General features: G+C 65.2%; 15 protein-coding genes and 2 tRNA genes. 5 read left to right on the top strand and 12 right to left on the bottom strand.

Features of this window, described 5'->3' with window-relative positions:
* Window positions 1–64: 64 nt before the first annotated feature.
* The 5 genes from O0880_RS02825 to O0880_RS02845 all read right to left on the bottom strand — a co-directional run bounded on the left by O0880_RS02825 (window position 65) and on the right by O0880_RS02845 (window position 4,353).
* A tRNA-Met gene (locus O0880_RS02825) sits at window positions 65–141 on the bottom strand.
* A gap of 81 nt (window positions 142–222) precedes the next feature.
* Window positions 223–299, bottom strand: a tRNA-Met gene (locus O0880_RS02830).
* 91 nt (window positions 300–390) lie between these two features.
* Window positions 391–1,338, bottom strand: a complete 948-nt coding sequence (gene miaA, locus O0880_RS02835) for a tRNA (adenosine(37)-N6)-dimethylallyltransferase MiaA (RefSeq protein WP_289884914.1) — start codon at window positions 1,336–1,338, stop codon at window positions 391–393.
* A gap of 105 nt (window positions 1,339–1,443) precedes the next feature.
* Window positions 1,444–3,342 (bottom strand): DNA mismatch repair endonuclease MutL, encoded by a 1,899-nt coding sequence (mutL, locus tag O0880_RS02840; protein WP_071322093.1) that lies wholly within the window; start codon window positions 3,340–3,342, stop codon window positions 1,444–1,446.
* Window positions 3,343–3,414: 72 nt separating this feature from the next.
* Window positions 3,415–4,353, bottom strand: coding sequence for a peptidylprolyl isomerase (locus tag O0880_RS02845; protein WP_289884915.1), 939 nt, complete (start codon window positions 4,351–4,353; stop codon window positions 3,415–3,417).
* Between the two features lie 271 nt (window positions 4,354–4,624).
* On the opposite strand from O0880_RS02845, the gene O0880_RS02850 reads away from it, so the two are divergent.
* Window positions 4,625–5,275, top strand: coding sequence for a VTT domain-containing protein (locus O0880_RS02850; RefSeq protein ID WP_071322095.1), 651 nt, complete (start codon window positions 4,625–4,627; stop codon window positions 5,273–5,275).
* 157 nt (window positions 5,276–5,432) lie between these two features.
* On the top strand, window positions 5,433–6,476 hold the full coding sequence (locus tag O0880_RS02855) for a carbonic anhydrase family protein (protein ID WP_071322096.1): 1,044 nt from the start codon (window positions 5,433–5,435) through the stop codon (window positions 6,474–6,476).
* 110 nt (window positions 6,477–6,586) lie between these two features.
* Here the strand turns inward: O0880_RS02855 and O0880_RS02860 are convergent, their stop codons facing one another.
* From O0880_RS02860 to tsaE, 3 genes are read right to left on the bottom strand one after another with little or no spacing between them, the layout of a single operon-like run.
* Window positions 6,587–7,423, bottom strand: a complete 837-nt coding sequence (locus tag O0880_RS02860) for a D-hexose-6-phosphate mutarotase (RefSeq protein WP_289884920.1) — start codon at window positions 7,421–7,423, stop codon at window positions 6,587–6,589.
* A 14-nt stretch (window positions 7,424–7,437) separates the two neighbouring features.
* Window positions 7,438–8,832, bottom strand: coding sequence for an N-acetylmuramoyl-L-alanine amidase (locus tag O0880_RS02865; protein ID WP_289884921.1), 1,395 nt, complete (start codon window positions 8,830–8,832; stop codon window positions 7,438–7,440).
* Entirely contained in the window at window positions 8,796–9,284 is a 489-nt protein-coding gene (tsaE, locus tag O0880_RS02870; protein ID WP_289884922.1) for a tRNA (adenosine(37)-N6)-threonylcarbamoyltransferase complex ATPase subunit type 1 TsaE, read from the bottom strand. Before tsaE ends, O0880_RS02865 begins: the two co-directional genes overlap by 37 nt.
* A 78-nt stretch (window positions 9,285–9,362) precedes the next feature.
* Between tsaE and queG the strand changes: the two genes are divergently transcribed.
* Window positions 9,363–10,454, top strand: a complete 1,092-nt coding sequence (gene queG, locus O0880_RS02875) for a tRNA epoxyqueuosine(34) reductase QueG (protein ID WP_289884923.1) — start codon at window positions 9,363–9,365, stop codon at window positions 10,452–10,454.
* A gap of 116 nt (window positions 10,455–10,570) precedes the next feature.
* Here the strand turns inward: queG and O0880_RS02880 are convergent, their stop codons facing one another.
* Together O0880_RS02880 and O0880_RS02885 are read right to left on the bottom strand one after the other, a co-directional pair.
* On the bottom strand, window positions 10,571–10,948 hold the full coding sequence (locus O0880_RS02880) for a DUF3052 family protein (protein WP_289884924.1): 378 nt from the start codon (window positions 10,946–10,948) through the stop codon (window positions 10,571–10,573).
* A gap of 145 nt (window positions 10,949–11,093) precedes the next feature.
* Window positions 11,094–11,267, bottom strand: a complete 174-nt coding sequence (locus O0880_RS02885; protein ID WP_289884925.1) for a hypothetical protein — start codon at window positions 11,265–11,267, stop codon at window positions 11,094–11,096.
* Between O0880_RS02885 and O0880_RS02890 the strand changes: the two genes are divergently transcribed.
* Together O0880_RS02890 and O0880_RS02895 are read left to right on the top strand one after the other, a co-directional pair.
* A complete protein-coding gene (locus tag O0880_RS02890) occupies window positions 11,259–11,765 on the top strand; it encodes a PadR family transcriptional regulator (protein ID WP_198043942.1) in 507 nt (168 codons plus the stop codon). The genes O0880_RS02885 and O0880_RS02890 overlap by 9 nt on opposite strands.
* A gap of 24 nt (window positions 11,766–11,789) precedes the next feature.
* Window positions 11,790–12,626 (top strand): siderophore-interacting protein, encoded by an 837-nt coding sequence (locus tag O0880_RS02895; RefSeq protein WP_289884926.1) that lies wholly within the window; start codon window positions 11,790–11,792, stop codon window positions 12,624–12,626.
* Window positions 12,627–12,740: 114 nt separating this feature from the next.
* On the opposite strand, the gene O0880_RS02900 is transcribed toward O0880_RS02895, so the two are convergent.
* Both O0880_RS02900 and O0880_RS02905 read right to left on the bottom strand, forming a co-directional pair.
* Window positions 12,741–13,325 (bottom strand): response regulator, encoded by a 585-nt coding sequence (locus O0880_RS02900; protein WP_289884927.1) that lies wholly within the window; start codon window positions 13,323–13,325, stop codon window positions 12,741–12,743.
* A 34-nt stretch (window positions 13,326–13,359) separates the two neighbouring features.
* The gene (locus O0880_RS02905) at window positions 13,360–15,372 is read right to left on the bottom strand and encodes a PAS domain S-box protein (RefSeq protein WP_289884928.1); all 2,013 of its coding nucleotides are present in this window, start codon (window positions 15,370–15,372) and stop codon (window positions 13,360–13,362) included.
* Window positions 15,373–15,382: the final 10 nt, after the last annotated feature.

Raw genomic sequence — 15,382 nt, forward strand, 5'->3', positions numbered from 1 at the left:
CGCTGAAATGAAAAAACCCGCCGCTGCACGAGGCAGGGGCGGGTTGATCAATACTGCAAATTCTTGGTGGTGATAGGTGGACTTGAACCACCGACCCCAGCATTATGAATGCTGTGCTCTAACCAACTGAGCTATATCACCAAACAGACCGGTTCGCACCGGATGCTGGTTATACAACAATGGCCCAGTTTGACTGCCGCTGGGCCATTGCCGATTGTTCTTTGGTGGTGATAGGTGGACTTGAACCACCGACCCCAGCATTATGAATGCTGTGCTCTAACCAACTGAGCTATATCACCCAACAGCCGAGCATTATCCAGTCTTCTGTTTTCCTTGTCAATGCCGGCGCAAAAAAATGTGCGGATTTTTCTGCGTGCACATCGGTGGTGGTTACTTTAGCAAGGGCTGGATCTGCGCCAGCATGGACGAGGCCGGATCGGCGCCCAGGCAGTCGATGACGATGCGTTCCGGCATGGAGCGCAGCCAGGTCAGCTGGCGTTTGGCCAGCTGGCGCGTGGCGATGATGCCCGTCTCGCGCAAGGCGGCGCGGTCGATGCGGCCATCGAGGTATTCCCAGGCCTGGCGGTAGCCCACGCAGCGCATCGACGGCAGGCCCGGATGCAGGTCGCCGCGGCGGCGCAGCTGCTCCACTTCATCGAGCAAGGCGTCGTCTTTCAGCATGAGGTCGAAGCGCGTGGCGATGCGCGCGTGCAGCACGGCGCGGTCCGACGGTTCCAGCGCGAACGACTGCAGCTGGAACGGCAGCACGGTCTTTTCGCGGCGGTCCAGCAGGGCCGACATGGGCTGGCCGGACAGGGCGATGATTTCCAGCGCGCGGCCGATGCGCTGCGCATCGGCAGGCGCCAGACGCGCGGCTGTGACGGGATCCTGCTCTGCCAGGCGCGCATGCATGGCGGGCCAGCCGATGGCGGCGGCGTCCTCTTCCAGCTGGGCGCGCAGTGCGGGATCGGCGCCGGGCAAATCGTCGAGGCCATCGGCCAGGCCCTTGAAGTACAGCATGGTGCCGCCGACGAGCAGCGGCAGCTTGCCGCGCGCCGTGATCTCCGTCACCAGGCGCAGGGTGTCGTTGCGGAACTGCGCCACCGAATACGCATCGAGCGGGTCGATGATGTCGATCAGGTGATGGGGGACGGCCGCCAGTTCTTCTTTCGAGGGCTTGGCCGTGCCGATATCCATGCCCCGGTAGACGAGGGCAGAATCGACGGAAATGATCTCGGACGGGATGGCCTGGGCGATGGCCAGCGCGCTGGCCGTCTTGCCGCTGGCCGTGGGGCCCATGATGGCGACGGCCAGGGGGAGATGAGGAGTGTTTTGCATGTTGACTCTTGTAAGGTGGTGCGTAGGTGGGCTTGGCGCAAGCGCAAGCCGACGTGATGCCGCCGCTGCAGTGTCGGATGACGCTGCGCTAATCCGACCTGCTGTTTACTGGCCGCGCAGGAACAGTTTATCCAGCGCGTTGATCTCGACCTGCACCCACGTCGGGCGACCGTGGTTGCACTGGTCGGCGCGTTCCGTGCTCTCCATCTGGCGCAGCAGGGCGTTCATTTCCTGTACCGACAGGATGCGGTTGGCGCGCACGGCCGTGTGGCAGGCCAGGGTGCCCAGCAATTCGTTCTGGCGCTCGATCAGCACGCGCGAGCCGCCGTATTCGCGTACGTCGCGCAGCACGTCGCGCGCCAGAGTTTGCGCGTCGGCATTCTTCAGCAGCGTCGGCACGGAACGCACGGCCAGGGTGGTGGGCGAGAGGGCGGCGATGTCGAAGCCCAGCGCTTTCAGCGTGTCCTGGTTTTCATTCGCCGTCGACACTTCGATGGCGTCCGCGTAGAACGTCACGGGGATCAGCAGTGACTGCACCTGCATGTCCTGGCCCGACACCTGCGCCTGCAGCGCGTTTTTCAGCTGTTCGTACAGGATGCGCTCGTGCGCGGCGTGCATGTCGACCAGCACCAGTCCCTTGGTGTTCTGCGCCAGGATATAGATGCCGTGCAGCTGGGCCAGGGCGAAGCCCAGCGGATATTCTTCGCGCGCCATCGCTTCGGGCGAGGCGATGTAGGGCTCCACCTGCGTGACCGGCGAGGATGCGCTGCCGCCACCGAACAGGGCGCCATACGCGGAGGTGTCCTGCGCCACGCCCGGCGCATCGGCAAAGAAGGGGCGGGCCGCGCCGGGCGTGGCCGGTGCAAAGGTGTTCGTAAACTGCGCGCCGAACGAGGTCTGCGTCTGTTCGCGGCGCCAGATGCCGGGGCCGCCCGCGCCGCTGTCGCCACTCAGGGTGGAGGCGGCGGGCAGGGGCGCCGGCACGCTGCCGAAGGCCGTGGCCGACGTCTGCGCCAGCGCGCGCTGCACGGCGTGGAAGACGAACTGGTGCACGGAACGGCTGTCGCGGAAGCGTACTTCGATCTTCGACGGGTGCACGTTGACGTCCACCAGGGCCGGGTCGAGGTCGAGCGCCAGCACATAGGACGGGAAGCGGTCGCCGTGCAGTACATCCTGGTACGCCATGCGCACGGCGTGCACCAGCAGCTTGTCGCGCACGAAGCGTCCGTTGACGTAAAAGAACTGGCCATCGGCGCGTGCCTTGGACGCCGTCGGCAGGCCGGCGAAGCCGTGCAGGCGCAAGGTGCCGGCCGATTCGTCCAGCGCCAGGCGCGCTTCGGCAAAATCGTTGCCGAGGATGTGGGCGCTGCGCTTGGCCAGCTCGCTGATATTCCACTGGTCGATGGTGCGCCCGTTGTGCGACAGCGAGAACGAGACGTCGGGCCGCGCCAGCGCGATGCGGCGCACGACTTCGGCGCAGTGGCCGTATTCCGTCTGTTCCGACTTCAAAAACTTGCGCCGCGCGGGCGTATTGAAATACAGGTCTTGCACGTCCACCGTGGTGCCGTGCGCGCCCGACGACGGCGAAACGCTGCCATTGTGCGAGCCGACGATTTCCCACGCATGGGCCGCATCGGCCGTGCGCGAAGTCAGCGTGACGGCGGCCACGGAGGCAATGGACGCCAGCGCCTCGCCGCGAAAACCCAGCGTGCCCACGTTTTCCAGGTCGCTCAGCGAGGCGATTTTCGACGTGGCGTGGCGCGCCAGGGCCAGCGGCAACTGCTCCTTGTCGATGCCGCGCCCGTTGTCGGTGATGGCGATGCGTTTCACGCCGCCTTCTTCCAGGCGCACGGTGATTTGCGTGGCGCCCGAGTCGAGCGCGTTTTCCAGCAGCTCCTTGACCACGGCCGATGGCCGCTCGACCACCTCGCCGGCGGCGATTTGCGAAATCAACTGGTCAGGCAAGGCCTGGATCGGGCGGTGGGGCGTGATGGGAGCGTTCATGCTGCGATTATAGCGGGTTCGCATCGGGAGGTCGGGCCGGGTCCGTTGCTGCCGGCCCGCCTCCCTATGGATTTACTTCGCCACTTCCCGCACCGGTATCGGCGCATTGCACAGGTCGATGTGGCCGGCGGCGACCTTGCTCCACGGGCCGCCACGGTTGCGCTGGGCTTCCAGCACGGCCTGGTAGGCGGCGCTATCGGTGCGCATCACTTCCAGGTTGCTGCGCTGTGCCAACGGCATGTCGGCGGCCAGGCGGATCGCCTTGATCGGCACGTTTTTCTCGGGGCTGTCATAAAAGCCCATCGGGCCGGCGCCGCGCGGCAGCGTCGACAGCAGGGGCATGCCGGCGACGACGCGGCCGACGACGGTGATGTCGCGGTCCAGGTGGCGCGGCGACTGGCCGATGACGGCATACAGCTCCGTGCCGCCGCCGCTGTCGCTGCCCGTGTCGCGTCCCACGCCCACGGTGGCATAGCAATGGGTGAGCCAGGCCGTGCCGCTTTTCGGGTCGCGCGCGGACGGGAAGCCGTTCGAATGCCCCACTTGCGGCGCATAGCCATCAGCGTCCGGGAGGCGCGTGAAGCTCTTGATGTTTTTCAGGGGCACCGTGAATTCGCCGGGCAGGGTGCGCTGGGCGTGCTGGATCGGCTTGGGATTCTTTTCGTTCGGATCGCCCCACTGCGCCACCCAGTTGTCCTGCGCGCGCGTGATGGCCAGGCCATCGTAGTACTGCTCGGCCACCAGGGCCTTGATATTGGCCACGTGTTTCGGCGCGAAGTCGGGTGCCAGTTCCATTACCACGCGGCCGGCGGGAATTTCCAGGTACAGGGTATTGTTCGGGTCCAGCGGGCGCCAGTCGGACGGCTTCGAGGCCTTGATGGCGTCGGCAAGCGTCGCCTTGGCGGGCAGCTCGGCGGGCGCCTTGATCTGCACAGGCGCTGCGTGGGCGGACAGCTGGGCAAGGCCCAGCACGGTGGCCATGGTCAGGCCGTTCAGTGGATGCAGACGCATGTTGTACTCTCCTGGTCGGCGCGGATTGCGCCGGTCAGAAAGTGTATACCGGAATGGCAATATTTCGTTGGAAAAACATTGCAGGGCGCATGCTTGGCATGCCGGGAGCACAGCCGGCCTGGGCACTTTGGCAGGCTCGTTCCTTAACCTTTACTTAAATTGCCACGCGCGCAAGGGCGCCGCATAATTAATCAACAAATATCGGGCCGGGGACTGCCGTTGCGCCGGCCGGGTGGTGTATGATTCCGCCGCTACCTTTAGGGAAAAATATATGGATTTTGTGCAATTCCTCGACATGATCGTGCATGTCGACAAGACGTTGGGTATCTTGATCGAGCAGTACGGCACCCTCGTGTATGCGGTGCTGTTTGCCATTATTTTTTGCGAAACAGGCCTCGTCGTGCTGTTTTTCTTCCCTGGGGACACCTTATTGTTTATCGCCGGCGCATTTTGCGCGACGGGACAGATGCACCTGGGCTTGCTGATCTTCCTGCTCGTCACGGCCGCCATCACGGGCAACACGCTCAATTACTGGATAGGCGAGGCCATCGGGCAGAGGGTATTTACCCACGATTACCGCTGGATCAACAAGGACGCCATGCGCCGTACGCATGAATTCTTTGAAAAGCACGGCGGCAAGACCATCATCCTGGCCCGTTTCGTGCCGGTGGTGCGCACCTTTGCGCCGTTCGTCGCCGGTATTTCCGACATGACGCATGCGCGCTTCCAGATGTACAACGTGACGGGCGCCCTGCTGTGGGTGGTGGGCCTGGTGACGGCCGGTTACTTCTTCGGCAATATCCCGTGGATCCGCGACCACCTGACCCTGATCGTCCTGATCGGCGTGGGCGCCGCCGTCGTGCCGGTGGTGCTGGGCGGCATGTGGAAGCTCTACAAGCGCATGGTCGGCAAGTCGGCGTAATTGCCGCAAAGATCCAGGGCAAGCACGCTGCGGCGCCGTCCGCAGCTGGCCCTGGATCCTGTTTTCTCTTCGGTACTTCCGTATTGCTCCTGCCCTGATTCAAGTTTTGTTGCTTTCCAGCCGTAAACCAGAGGGTATTCTTACTTTCTGGATTTCCATGCGACATTTGAGCGCCCTGTTAGCTTGCAGCCTTGCCGTGATGACGGCCATGGCAAGCGCCAAAGATGCCCCCGCCCCGGCGACCGCCGCCGCATCCACGCCAGCCAGCGCGCCGGTGTCGGCGTCGGCGCGCGCGGCCGCCATGAAAACCCTGACCGAATCGGTGAAGGGCAAGGAGGCCAAGGCGCCCGTCACCGTCGCGCCGACGGCGCGCGAGAAGGAAGAAGCGGCCGAAGTCGACCTGTCCGAACGCATCGCGGCGCGCCTGGCGGAAATGCGCGCCACCCAGGCGGCCCGCGCCGCCGCGCGTGCCAAGCGCGCGGCCGTCGTGAAGGCGGCGCCGCCGCCACCGCCACCCGTGCCGCGTGGCACGCACTGGTCGTACGAGGGCGAGAGCGGTCCGGCCAACTGGAGCAAGATCAATGTCGACTGGGCCAAGTGCGGCAATGGCAGCCGCCAGTCGCCGATCGATATCCGCGACGGCATGAAGGTCGAACTCGAGCAGATCAGTTTTGATTACCACCCGTCGTCGTTCAATGTGGTCGACAACGGCCACACGGTGCAGGTGGGTGTCAGCGGCGGCAATTACATCACGGTGCAGAACCGCATGTTCGAGCTGCAGCAATTCCACTTCCACCGTCCGTCGGAAGAGCGCATCAACGGCAAGGCGTTCGAGATGGTGGTGCACCTGGTGCACCGCGATGCGGAAGGGCGGCAGGCCGTGCTGGCCTTGCTGCTGGAGCGGGGCGCGCCGCAAGCGACCATCCAGACCGTGTGGAACAATCTGCCGCTGGAAAAATTCGAGACCATGCACCCGTCCATCCTGCTTGATCCGGCCGAGATGCTGCCGACGCGGCGCGATTACTACACCTACATGGGATCGATGACGGAGCCGCCCTGCAGCGAGGGCGTGCTGTGGATGGTGATGAAGCAGCCGGTGCAGGCGTCGCCGGCGCAGATGGCGCTGTTCAGCCGCCTGTATCCCTTGAATGCGCGGCCGATTCAGCCTGCCAATGGCCGCATCATCAAGGAATCGAATTAAGAGCGGGATTAAGAGCGCCTGAGAAAAGCCCATGGCGTTGTTACCCCGCCTCGTCGTACATGCGTACTGCCTTCGGCGAGGCGCCTAGCCCTGGACTTTTTCAGTCACTCTTATGTAAATTCAAGGTGCTGGCGCCCGGTCCATCCGGCGCCGGCGGCCAGCGTATCTGGCTGGATCAGGGCCGGCTCGATGCAGATGAAGCGCCGGTATTCGTCGTCGGCCAGGTCGGGCAGGGCGGCCGCGTCCTGCGCGCCCGGGTTCCACACGACGGCGTCCGTAAAGCCCTGCTGCTCCAGGCGCAGGGTGGCGGCGCCCGCCTGCAGGGTCAGGGCGCCCGGCAGCTGGTAATAGATGCGGTCCAGCTTGTCGGCAAGCTGCAGCAGCTCTTCCGCCTGCAGGGCGTCCTGCGGCGTCTCGTCCGAGTAGCGCACGCGCTGCAGGCCGGCGATGCGTGCCGCATCCAGCTGTTCAATCGCAAAATAGGTATGCAGGGCGGCCGAGAACGGGAACGCCTGCTCGCCCGTGTTCTGCACGGACAGGCTCAGGTCCAGCGCTTGCCCCTTGACGGCCACGCGCAGGCGCAGGGTGAAGGCGAACGGCCAGGCGGCGGCGATCGCTTCGGGCAGATCGGACTGGGTCAAGGTAAATTCCGCATACGCGGCGCCATCGGCTTCGCCGCTGGCGGCCAGCTGCCAGGTCGCCACGCGCGCAAAGCCGTGGCGCATGCCCGTGCCGCGCGCGCCGAACTGGGGGAAGATCACCGGGACGCCGCCACGGATGGCGCGGCTGCCGTCAAGGGCGGAATCGCGGCTGCAAAACAAACGCTCCTGGCCATCGCTGGTACGCCATGAGACCAGGTGGCCGCCGTACAGGGTGACGGTCGCCTGCGCGCCGTCGGCCGCGCGGATGGTCACGGCCGGCAACTGGCCAAAGGTACTCTTGCTCATGCTAGGCTTTCATGTCAGGTCAGGCGGCTTTTCGCCAGCGGCGGATTCTTCGCAAAGTAATTCTTGATGCCCGTGACGATGGCGTCGGCCATCTGGTCCTGGTAGCCGTTGTCGGTCAGCTTGGCTTCCTCTTCCGGATTCGAGATGAAGGCCGTCTCGATCAGGATGGAGGGAATGTCGGGCGCCTTCAGCACGGCGAAGCCGGCCTGTTCGACGGAGCCCTTGTGCAGGCGGTTGATGCCGCCGATCTCGCGCAGCACGGCCTTGCCCAGCTTCATGCTGTCGTTGATCTGCGCCGTCGTCGACAGGTCGAGCAGCACGCTGGCCAGCTGCTTGTCGTGGTTCTTCACGTTGACGCCGCCGATCAAATCGGCCTGGTTTTCCTTGTTGGCCAGCCAGCGCGCCGCCGTCGAGGTGGCGCCTTTTTCCGACAGCACGAAGACGGACGAACCGCGCGCCGTCGGCTGGATGAACGCATCGGCGTGGATCGAGACGAACAGGTCGGCCTGCACCTTGCGCGCCTTTTCCACGCGCATGCCCAGCGGGACGAAGAAATCGGCGTCGCGCGTGAGCATGACGCGCATGTTCGGCTGCAGCTCCAGCTTGGTTTTCAGGCGCTTGGCGATGGCCAGCACGACATCCTTTTCGCGGCTGCCCTTGCTGCCCATGGCACCAGGATCCTCGCCGCCGTGGCCGGGGTCGAGCGCGATGGTAATCATGCGCACCACTTTCTGGCCCGGCAAGGGGCGCGCTTCGGGGCGCTGTTCGGGACGGATATCGGGGACCGGCGGCACGATGGGGGCCACGGGCGCGACGGCGACGGGCGGCTTGCCGCTGTCGGGCAGCGGCAATGCGGGCGGCGGCGTGTGCGTGCCGGCCATCGGCGGCTTGGCCGGATCGCTGGACCAGTCGCCTTTTTCGATCATCTGCGCGATCAGGTCCGGCTCGTGCACGGGGTACAGGTCGAAGATCAGGCGGTGATTGTACGAACCTGCCGGTGGCAGGGTAAACAGCTGCGGCGTGACTTCCTCTTTCAGGTCGAACACCAGGCGCACCACGTTGGGCCGGTTCTGGCCCACGCGCACCTGCTTGATATATGGATCGTTCGACTGGATCTTCGCCACCAGGCCCTTCAGCGTGGGATTGAGCTCCAGGCCTTCGATGTCGACCACCAGGCGTTCCGGGTCCTTGACGATGAAGTGGGTCGCTTTCAGGATGCTGTCGTTTTCCAGCGTGACGCGGGTGTAATCCTCGGCAGGCCAGACGCGCACGGCGAGAATTTGCGCCGCCATCGCCGACATCGGCGCGAAGACGGATAACAGCAGGGTGCCGCCGGCCTTGAGCACCGTACGCCGGGTGATGGGCGAGGATATCAAAGGTTCGGGGCGAATTTGAGACGGTGAAGGCATGACAGACCCAATTCAGAAGACGCTTGCAATTCTACATCACGTCCTGTACCCGCAACGCTCAAATAAACATTCAGGTCCGCCGGCGGCAGGACCGGTTCGGCTTTCTCCGGCCATTCGACGATGCAGATATTGTGGCCATTGAAGTCTTCGCGAAAGCCCGCGTCGAGGAATTCCTCGGCGCTGCCCATGCGGTACAGGTCGAAATGAATGACGTTGACGGCCTGGCCGTCGAGTTGCACCGTGTACGGTTCGGACAGGGTATACGTGGGGCTTTTCACGTGGCCCGTGTGGCCGGCAGCATGCAGCAGCGCGCGCGTGAGGGCCGTCTTGCCGGCGCCCAGGTCGCCGTGCAGGTAGATCGCCAGGCCTGGGGCCAGCGCGCGCGCCAGCGCGGCGCCCAGAGCGGCGGTGCCGGCTTCGTCGTGGAGGTGGGCTTTGAAGTGTTCGGTCATTATCTTCGGTATCGCATAAAATGGAGGCTGCTCCCATTGTAACCGCCCGCGCCGCCGCTGTTTTCCGTAAAGTCCCCTATGTCCGCCACCGTCACCGATCTCGCCGCCCTGGCGCGCACCATCAAGCAATGGGGGCGCGAGCTGGGTTTTGCCGAGGTGCGCATCGCCGATGTGGACCTGTCGCACATGGAAGCGGGGCTGCAGGCCTGGCTCGATGCAGGGTATCACGGCGAAATGGAATACATGGCCAGCCACGGCATGAAGCGTGCGCGCCCGGCCGAACTGGTGCCAGGCACGGTGCGCGCCATCAGCGCCCGCATGAACTACCTGCCGCCGGCGCTGGGCCCCGACTGGCGCGAGCGCGAGGCGGCGCGCGACGCCGATCCCGCGGCGGCCGTGATCTCCGTGTATGCACGCGGCCGCGATTATCACAAGGTGATGCGCTCGCGTCTGCAGCAGCTGGCCGAACGCATCAAGGGCGAAATCGGCGACTTCGGCTACCGCGTCTTCAGCGACTCGGCCCCCGTGATGGAAGTGGAACTGGCGCAAAAGGGCGGGTTGGGCTGGCGCGGCAAGCACACCTTGCTGATCAACCGCCAGGGCGGTTCCTTCTTTTTCCTCGGCGAGATCCTCATCGACGTGCCGCTGCCGGTGGATGCGCCTGAAACGCCGCACTGCGGCCAGTGCTCGGCGTGCATCACGGTGTGCCCGACGCAAGCGATCCTGGGGCCGCACCAGCTCGACGCGCGCCGCTGCATCTCGTACCTGACCATCGAATTGAAGGGCGCCATTCCCGTCGAAATGCGGCCCCTGATCGGCAACAAGGTATATGGCTGCGACGATTGCCAGACCGTCTGCCCGTGGAACAAGTTCGCCCAGCGCGCCGTGGTGCCTGATTTCGACGAGCGCCATAGCCTGGGCAGCGCCGGCATGGTGGAGCTGTTCGCCTGGACGGAAGAAGAATTCAACCGCCGCATGGAAGGCAGCGCCATCCGTCGCATCGGCCATGAACGCTGGCTGCGCAACCTGGCCGTCGGCATGGGCAATGCGGCCGCCAAGGTGCGGGGACAGGCCGACATCGTCGCGGCCCTGCTGTCGCGCCGCGCACACCCGTCGGCCATCGTGCGCGAACACGTCGAATGGGCGCTGGCGCTGCACGGCGTCGTCTGAGCTGCGTTCAAGAACGCCTGACAAAACCGTAGCGGGCGGCAGTGATCTGTGGCTGGGAGGCGCAGCGAGCATCGCAGGCCGCAAGGCGCGACGCGCAGCAGGTTTGCCGAGGTGTGCTAAACCTGCTTCAGGCGCAGCGCCGACCAGTCGGCGTCGATGGCGATCATGGCCACGCTGTCGAGTCCCAGTGCCTGCGCGTAGGCGCGGATGTCGTCGCGCTGGATATCGCTGCCCGCCTTGATTCCCCCTTTGCGGTACGCCAGCCACAGCGCGCCGCCGGGCGCCAGGCGCGCCTGCGCCGCCGGCAGGTGGCGTTCCAGTTCCGCGCGGCTGCGCGCAAACAGCAAGATCCAGTCGGCGTTATCACCCGCCTTGGCCATGCGCTCGGGCGGCAGCTGCGCCAGCAAGGCCGCCTGTTCGCCGCCATCATTGAGCACGGCCAGCGCCTGCGCATTCTTCACATACATCTTTTCCGGGACGGTTTTTTCAGGCATGGCGATGGCTTGTTGGTGGCGGAGAGCCCAGCATAGCAAACGCCGGTACGCCCGCGCCATGAATTTTTCCTTGACTTATCGATATATCGTTATAAAATGACGATACCTACTAACGATATATCTTTAAAGAGAAAACATGAGAAACTCACACCACGCAGAACACGGCCACGGCGGCCATCACCATCATCATGCCCATTGCGGCCAGCACCACCATGGCGAACACCATCGCGGCGAGCATCGTCACGAACATCGCCACGAATACTACCTGCATGGCCGCGGCCCGCGCGGCTTCGACGAGCGCGGCGATGGCATGGGTCATGGCGGCCCCGGTGGCCGGGGCGGGCGCGGCGAACGGGCCGAGCGCGTCTTCGGCCGCGGCGACCTGCCGCTGATCGTGCTGGCGCTGATCGAGATCAGCCCGCGCCACGGCTATGAAATCATCAAGGCCATCGAAGAGCGTTGCGGCGGCGCCTATGCGCCCAGCCCGGGCGCCATCTACCCGACCCTGACCCTGCTCGAAGAACAGGACCACGTCACGTCCAGTGAAAGCGCCAGCGGCAAGAAGCTTTACACCATCACGGACCTGGGCCGCGCCTATATCGAGGAAAACCGCGCCCAGGTGGACGGCATCCTGGCCCGCCTCGACATGTTCGCCCGCATCCAGGCGAAACACGCCTTGCCCGAGCGCGTGCGCCAGGGCATGCACACCCTCAAGCATGCGCTGCTGCTGAACAAGACCAACTGGACGGACGCGGAAGCCGAACGCGTGGCCGCCGTGCTGGAGCAGGCGGCGAATGCCATCGTCGATGGTCAATGAATCCACTTTGACAAGGAACCGAACATGACGAATACCTCATCGGCAACACCCGCACCGCAACGCCTGCGGACCACGGAACGCGTGCGGCACGACTTGAAACTGCGCGTGCTCACCGTCGTGCGCACCGAGCAGCTGACGCCGCACATGCGCCGCATCACCCTGGCCGGCGACGATCTTGACGGCTTTGTCTCGCCCGCGCACGACGACCACGTGAAACTGTTCTTCCCCGCCCCGGGCGAAGCAGCGCCCGTGTTTCCCGTGCTGGGCAATGGCCCGAATCCCGTCCAGTACGCGGAAGGGGCGCGTCCCATCGCCCGCAACTACACGCCGCGCCGCTATGACGCCGCGCGGCGCGAGCTGGAGATCGACTTCGTGCTGCATGGCGACGGCCCCGCAGCCACCTGGGCGGCACAAGCCGTGCCCGGGCAGACCCTGGGCGTGGGCGGACCGCGCGGCTCGATGCTGGTGCCGCTCGATTTCGACTGGTATGTGCTGGTGGGCGACCAGACGGCCTTGCCGGCCATCGCCCGCCGCCTCGAGCAGTTGCCAGCCACGGCGCGCGCGATTGCCGTGATCGAAATCGTCGAAGACGGCGAGCAGATCGCGCTCGACAGCGCCGCGCAGCTGGACGTGCGCTGGGTGCCGCGCAATGGCCGCAGCGGTGCCTTGCTGCTGGCGGAACTGGCGAAAGTGGTCTTGCCGCAGGACGGCGACGGCTACGTGTGGGTGGCGTGCGAGCATGCACAGGTACAGGGCTTGCGCGGGCATTTCATTGAAGCCGGCGTGCCGAAGCAGCATCTGCATGCGGCCAGCTACTGGAAGCATGGGGCGGCGGAGCACCATGAACATCACGACGAGTAACGCTGGTGGTGCTGTCGGGTTACGCGCTGCGCGCTAACCCGACCTACCCGACCTACATTGCAATGTAGGTTGGATTGGCGGCGCGCCAGCGCCGCGTACTCCAACATTGCTGCATTACTTCAACAACCCCGCCAGCTCCACCGCCGTCTTGACCTGCATCTTGTCGAAGATATGCGCGCGGTGGACTTCCACGGTGCGCATGCTGATGCCCAGCTTGTCGGCCACCACCTTGTTCATCTTGCCCGCCAAAATCAGGTCCAGCACTTCGCGTTCGCGCGTCGACAGGGTGGCCAGGCGCGCGTGCACGGCGGCCAGTTCGCCGGCCTGGCGCGAGTTGGCCAGGCCTTGCTGCACGCGGTCCATCAGGTCGTTGTCGTTGAACGGTTTTTCAAAGAAATCGAAGGCGCCGCGTTTCAGGCTGTCGACGGCCATCGGCACGTCGCCGTGGCCGGTGAGGAAAATCACGGGCAGGCGCGCCGTCAGGTCGCGCTTGACCAGCTGGTCGAACAGGGCGATGCCGTTCATGTCGGGCATGCGCACGTCGAGCAGCACGCAGTCGCCGCCGGCGTCGAAGCTGCCATCGAGGCCGTCGAGGAATTGCTGCGCGCTGGCGTAGCTGCGCGCCTCGATGCTGCGCGAGGCGGCCAGCCAGGACAGGGAGTCGCGTACGACTTCTTCGTCATCAATGATATGCAGCATGGTGTCTCCGGCTTTCTGTTATCGTCGTTATCGGTTAGTGCGGCGCGCGCGGCACGGCCGGCACGCTGAATGTAAAGATGGTACCGCCAGCGGGGTTGGCGCTGAAGGTCAGCGCGCCGCCGTGAAATTCGATGGCGGTGCGGCAGATGTTCAGCCCCATGCCCATGCCCTCGGCCTTGGTCGAGAAGAAGGGCGAAAACAGCCGCTCGGCCACGTCCTGCGGGATGCCGTGGCCGTGGTCGATCACGTCCACCGTCACCATGTCCTGCTGCGCGTCGTGGCTGGCCCGCAGGCGCATGATACGCCGTCCCGGCGCCGCATCCTGCATCGCCTCGATGGCGTTGCGCGTCAGGTTCAGCAGCACTTGCTCGATCATCACGGGATCGGCGCGCAGCAGCGGCAGGTCGGCAGGTATCTCTTCCTGGATGGTCACATAGTATTTGCGCGCCTGCAGGTCGATCAGCGCGCGGATGCCGTCGATCAGGGTGCGGATGGCGATATCCTGGCGCTGCGGCTCGCTCTTGCGCACGAAATCGTGCACGCTGCGGATGATCTGGCCGGCCCGCTGCGCCTGTGCGCCCGCGTGCTCCAGCGCCGGTTTCAGGGTGGCCGGGTCAACGGGCGCGCCGCTGTCGATGGCGCGCCGTATCAGGTTCAGCGCGCCCGTGGTGTAGCTGGAGATGGCCGCCAGCGGCTGGTTCAGTTCATGCGCCAGCATCGACGCCAGTTCGCCCATGGTGGCCAGGCGCGAGCTTGTCTGCAGTTTTTCCTGCTGCTGGCGGTTCAGTTCCTCGACGCGCTTGCGGTCCGAGATGTCGAGCACGGAGCCCATCCAGCCGGTCTGCTGGCCGTGCTTGTCCACCAGCGGCGCCTCGAAGATCAGCACCGGCACGCGGGTGCCGTCGGGGCGCTGGAAATAGGTTTCGAACTGCGGCGTGGGATTGCCGGCCAGCGCCTTGACGAAGCGCTGCTGGTATTCTTCCAGCGCCTCGGGCACCCAGTAGGGCATGGGCGGCAAGCGCCCCAGGATTTCCTCGGGCGGATAGCCGACGATCTGGCAAAATGCGGGATTGACATAGGTGACGCGTCCTTCCAGGTCGCGCGCGCGCATGCCCGTCACCAGCGAGTTTTCCATCGCCGTGCGAAACAGCATCTGCTGGCGCAGCGCGCCTTCGGCCATCAGGCGGCGCGAGATATGCCGCCACAGGGCCAGCAAGCTCCATATCAGACCCAGCGAGAGGGCGATGACGGAGCCGACCAGCAAATTGGGCAGCAGCTTGGGCTGGCTTTTCACGCTGTCGGTAAACAGCGTGATGGTGGCGCCCGGCACGTCGAGCGCGCGCTTGTGCGTGTACACGCCGTGGCCGGGACCGGCGGCGGCGCGCCGCGCCAGCACCTTGTCGTCGCGGTCGATCAGCGAAATCTGATTATCCTGGGCAAACCACCATGGCACCATTTCATCGAGCAGGCTGCCGATCTGGTAGGTCGCCACCAGGCTGCCCACGTAGCGCTGGCCATCGAACAGGGGCTGGTGGTAATCCATCAGCATGGCGCCGGGCGGCGCGTCGGGGAAGCCGCTCTGCTGCGAGGGCTGGGCATATTGGCCCCGGTGCAGGCGGCGCGCATTGTCGCCTGCCGTCAGCGAGGCCGGCGAAAAGGCCAGTTCGTGCGGCAGGCTGTTGTCGCTGGTGGCCAGCACCTTGCCGCTGGTGTCGAGCCACAGCACGCGCTGCAGTTCGCGCCCGTTGCGCAGCATCTGCTGCAGCCGTTCATGGACTTTTTCCGCGCCGAGGGCGCCGCTGGCGATGTCGGTGCCCAGGTTGAACAGGCTTTCCTCGTTGCGCGCCAGCTGGAAGCGGATGGTCTGCTCGACCCACAGCGTGTCGGCGATCAGCTGTTCCTGGCGTTCGTTGCTCTCCATCTGGCGTGCCTGCCATGGCAGCCAGAACAGGATGGAGAGGAACAGCAGCAGCAGGATGACGGGCAGCAGCCAGCGCATCGGGCTCGATAGCTTGAAGCGGCGCGCAAGGGTGGGGGGAGTCGGCATGGCTGGCAGG

The organism is Janthinobacterium sp. SUN118 (assembly GCF_030397695.1).
Classification (GTDB): Bacteria; Pseudomonadota; Gammaproteobacteria; order Burkholderiales; family Burkholderiaceae_D; genus Janthinobacterium.

What these genes read in the sequence shown, in the direction of transcription:
- miaA (WP_289884914.1), bottom strand. Translation starts at nt 1,338, where the DNA reads ATGCAAAACACTCCTCATCTCCCCCTGGCCGTCGCCATCATGGGCCCC.
- mutL (WP_071322093.1), bottom strand. Translation starts at nt 3,342, where the DNA reads ATGAACGCTCCCATCACGCCCCACCGCCCGATCCAGGCCTTGCCTGAC.
- O0880_RS02845 (WP_289884915.1), bottom strand. Translation starts at nt 4,353, where the DNA reads ATGCGTCTGCATCCACTGAACGGCCTGACCATGGCCACCGTGCTGGGC.
- O0880_RS02850 (WP_071322095.1), top strand. Translation starts at nt 4,625, where the DNA reads ATGGATTTTGTGCAATTCCTCGACATGATCGTGCATGTCGACAAGACG.
- O0880_RS02855 (WP_071322096.1), top strand. Translation starts at nt 5,433, where the DNA reads ATGCGACATTTGAGCGCCCTGTTAGCTTGCAGCCTTGCCGTGATGACG.
- O0880_RS02860 (WP_289884920.1), bottom strand. Translation starts at nt 7,423, where the DNA reads ATGAGCAAGAGTACCTTTGGCCAGTTGCCGGCCGTGACCATCCGCGCG.
- O0880_RS02865 (WP_289884921.1), bottom strand. Translation starts at nt 8,832, where the DNA reads ATGCCTTCACCGTCTCAAATTCGCCCCGAACCTTTGATATCCTCGCCC.
- tsaE (WP_289884922.1), bottom strand. Translation starts at nt 9,284, where the DNA reads ATGACCGAACACTTCAAAGCCCACCTCCACGACGAAGCCGGCACCGCC.
- queG (WP_289884923.1), top strand. Translation starts at nt 9,363, where the DNA reads ATGTCCGCCACCGTCACCGATCTCGCCGCCCTGGCGCGCACCATCAAG.
- O0880_RS02880 (WP_289884924.1), bottom strand. Translation starts at nt 10,948, where the DNA reads ATGCCTGAAAAAACCGTCCCGGAAAAGATGTATGTGAAGAATGCGCAG.
- O0880_RS02890 (WP_198043942.1), top strand. Translation starts at nt 11,259, where the DNA reads ATGGGTCATGGCGGCCCCGGTGGCCGGGGCGGGCGCGGCGAACGGGCC.
- O0880_RS02885 (WP_289884925.1), bottom strand. Translation starts at nt 11,267, where the DNA reads ATGACCCATGCCATCGCCGCGCTCGTCGAAGCCGCGCGGGCCGCGGCC.
- O0880_RS02895 (WP_289884926.1), top strand. Translation starts at nt 11,790, where the DNA reads ATGACGAATACCTCATCGGCAACACCCGCACCGCAACGCCTGCGGACC.
- O0880_RS02900 (WP_289884927.1), bottom strand. Translation starts at nt 13,325, where the DNA reads ATGCTGCATATCATTGATGACGAAGAAGTCGTACGCGACTCCCTGTCC.
- O0880_RS02905 (WP_289884928.1), bottom strand. Translation starts at nt 15,372, where the DNA reads ATGCCGACTCCCCCCACCCTTGCGCGCCGCTTCAAGCTATCGAGCCCG.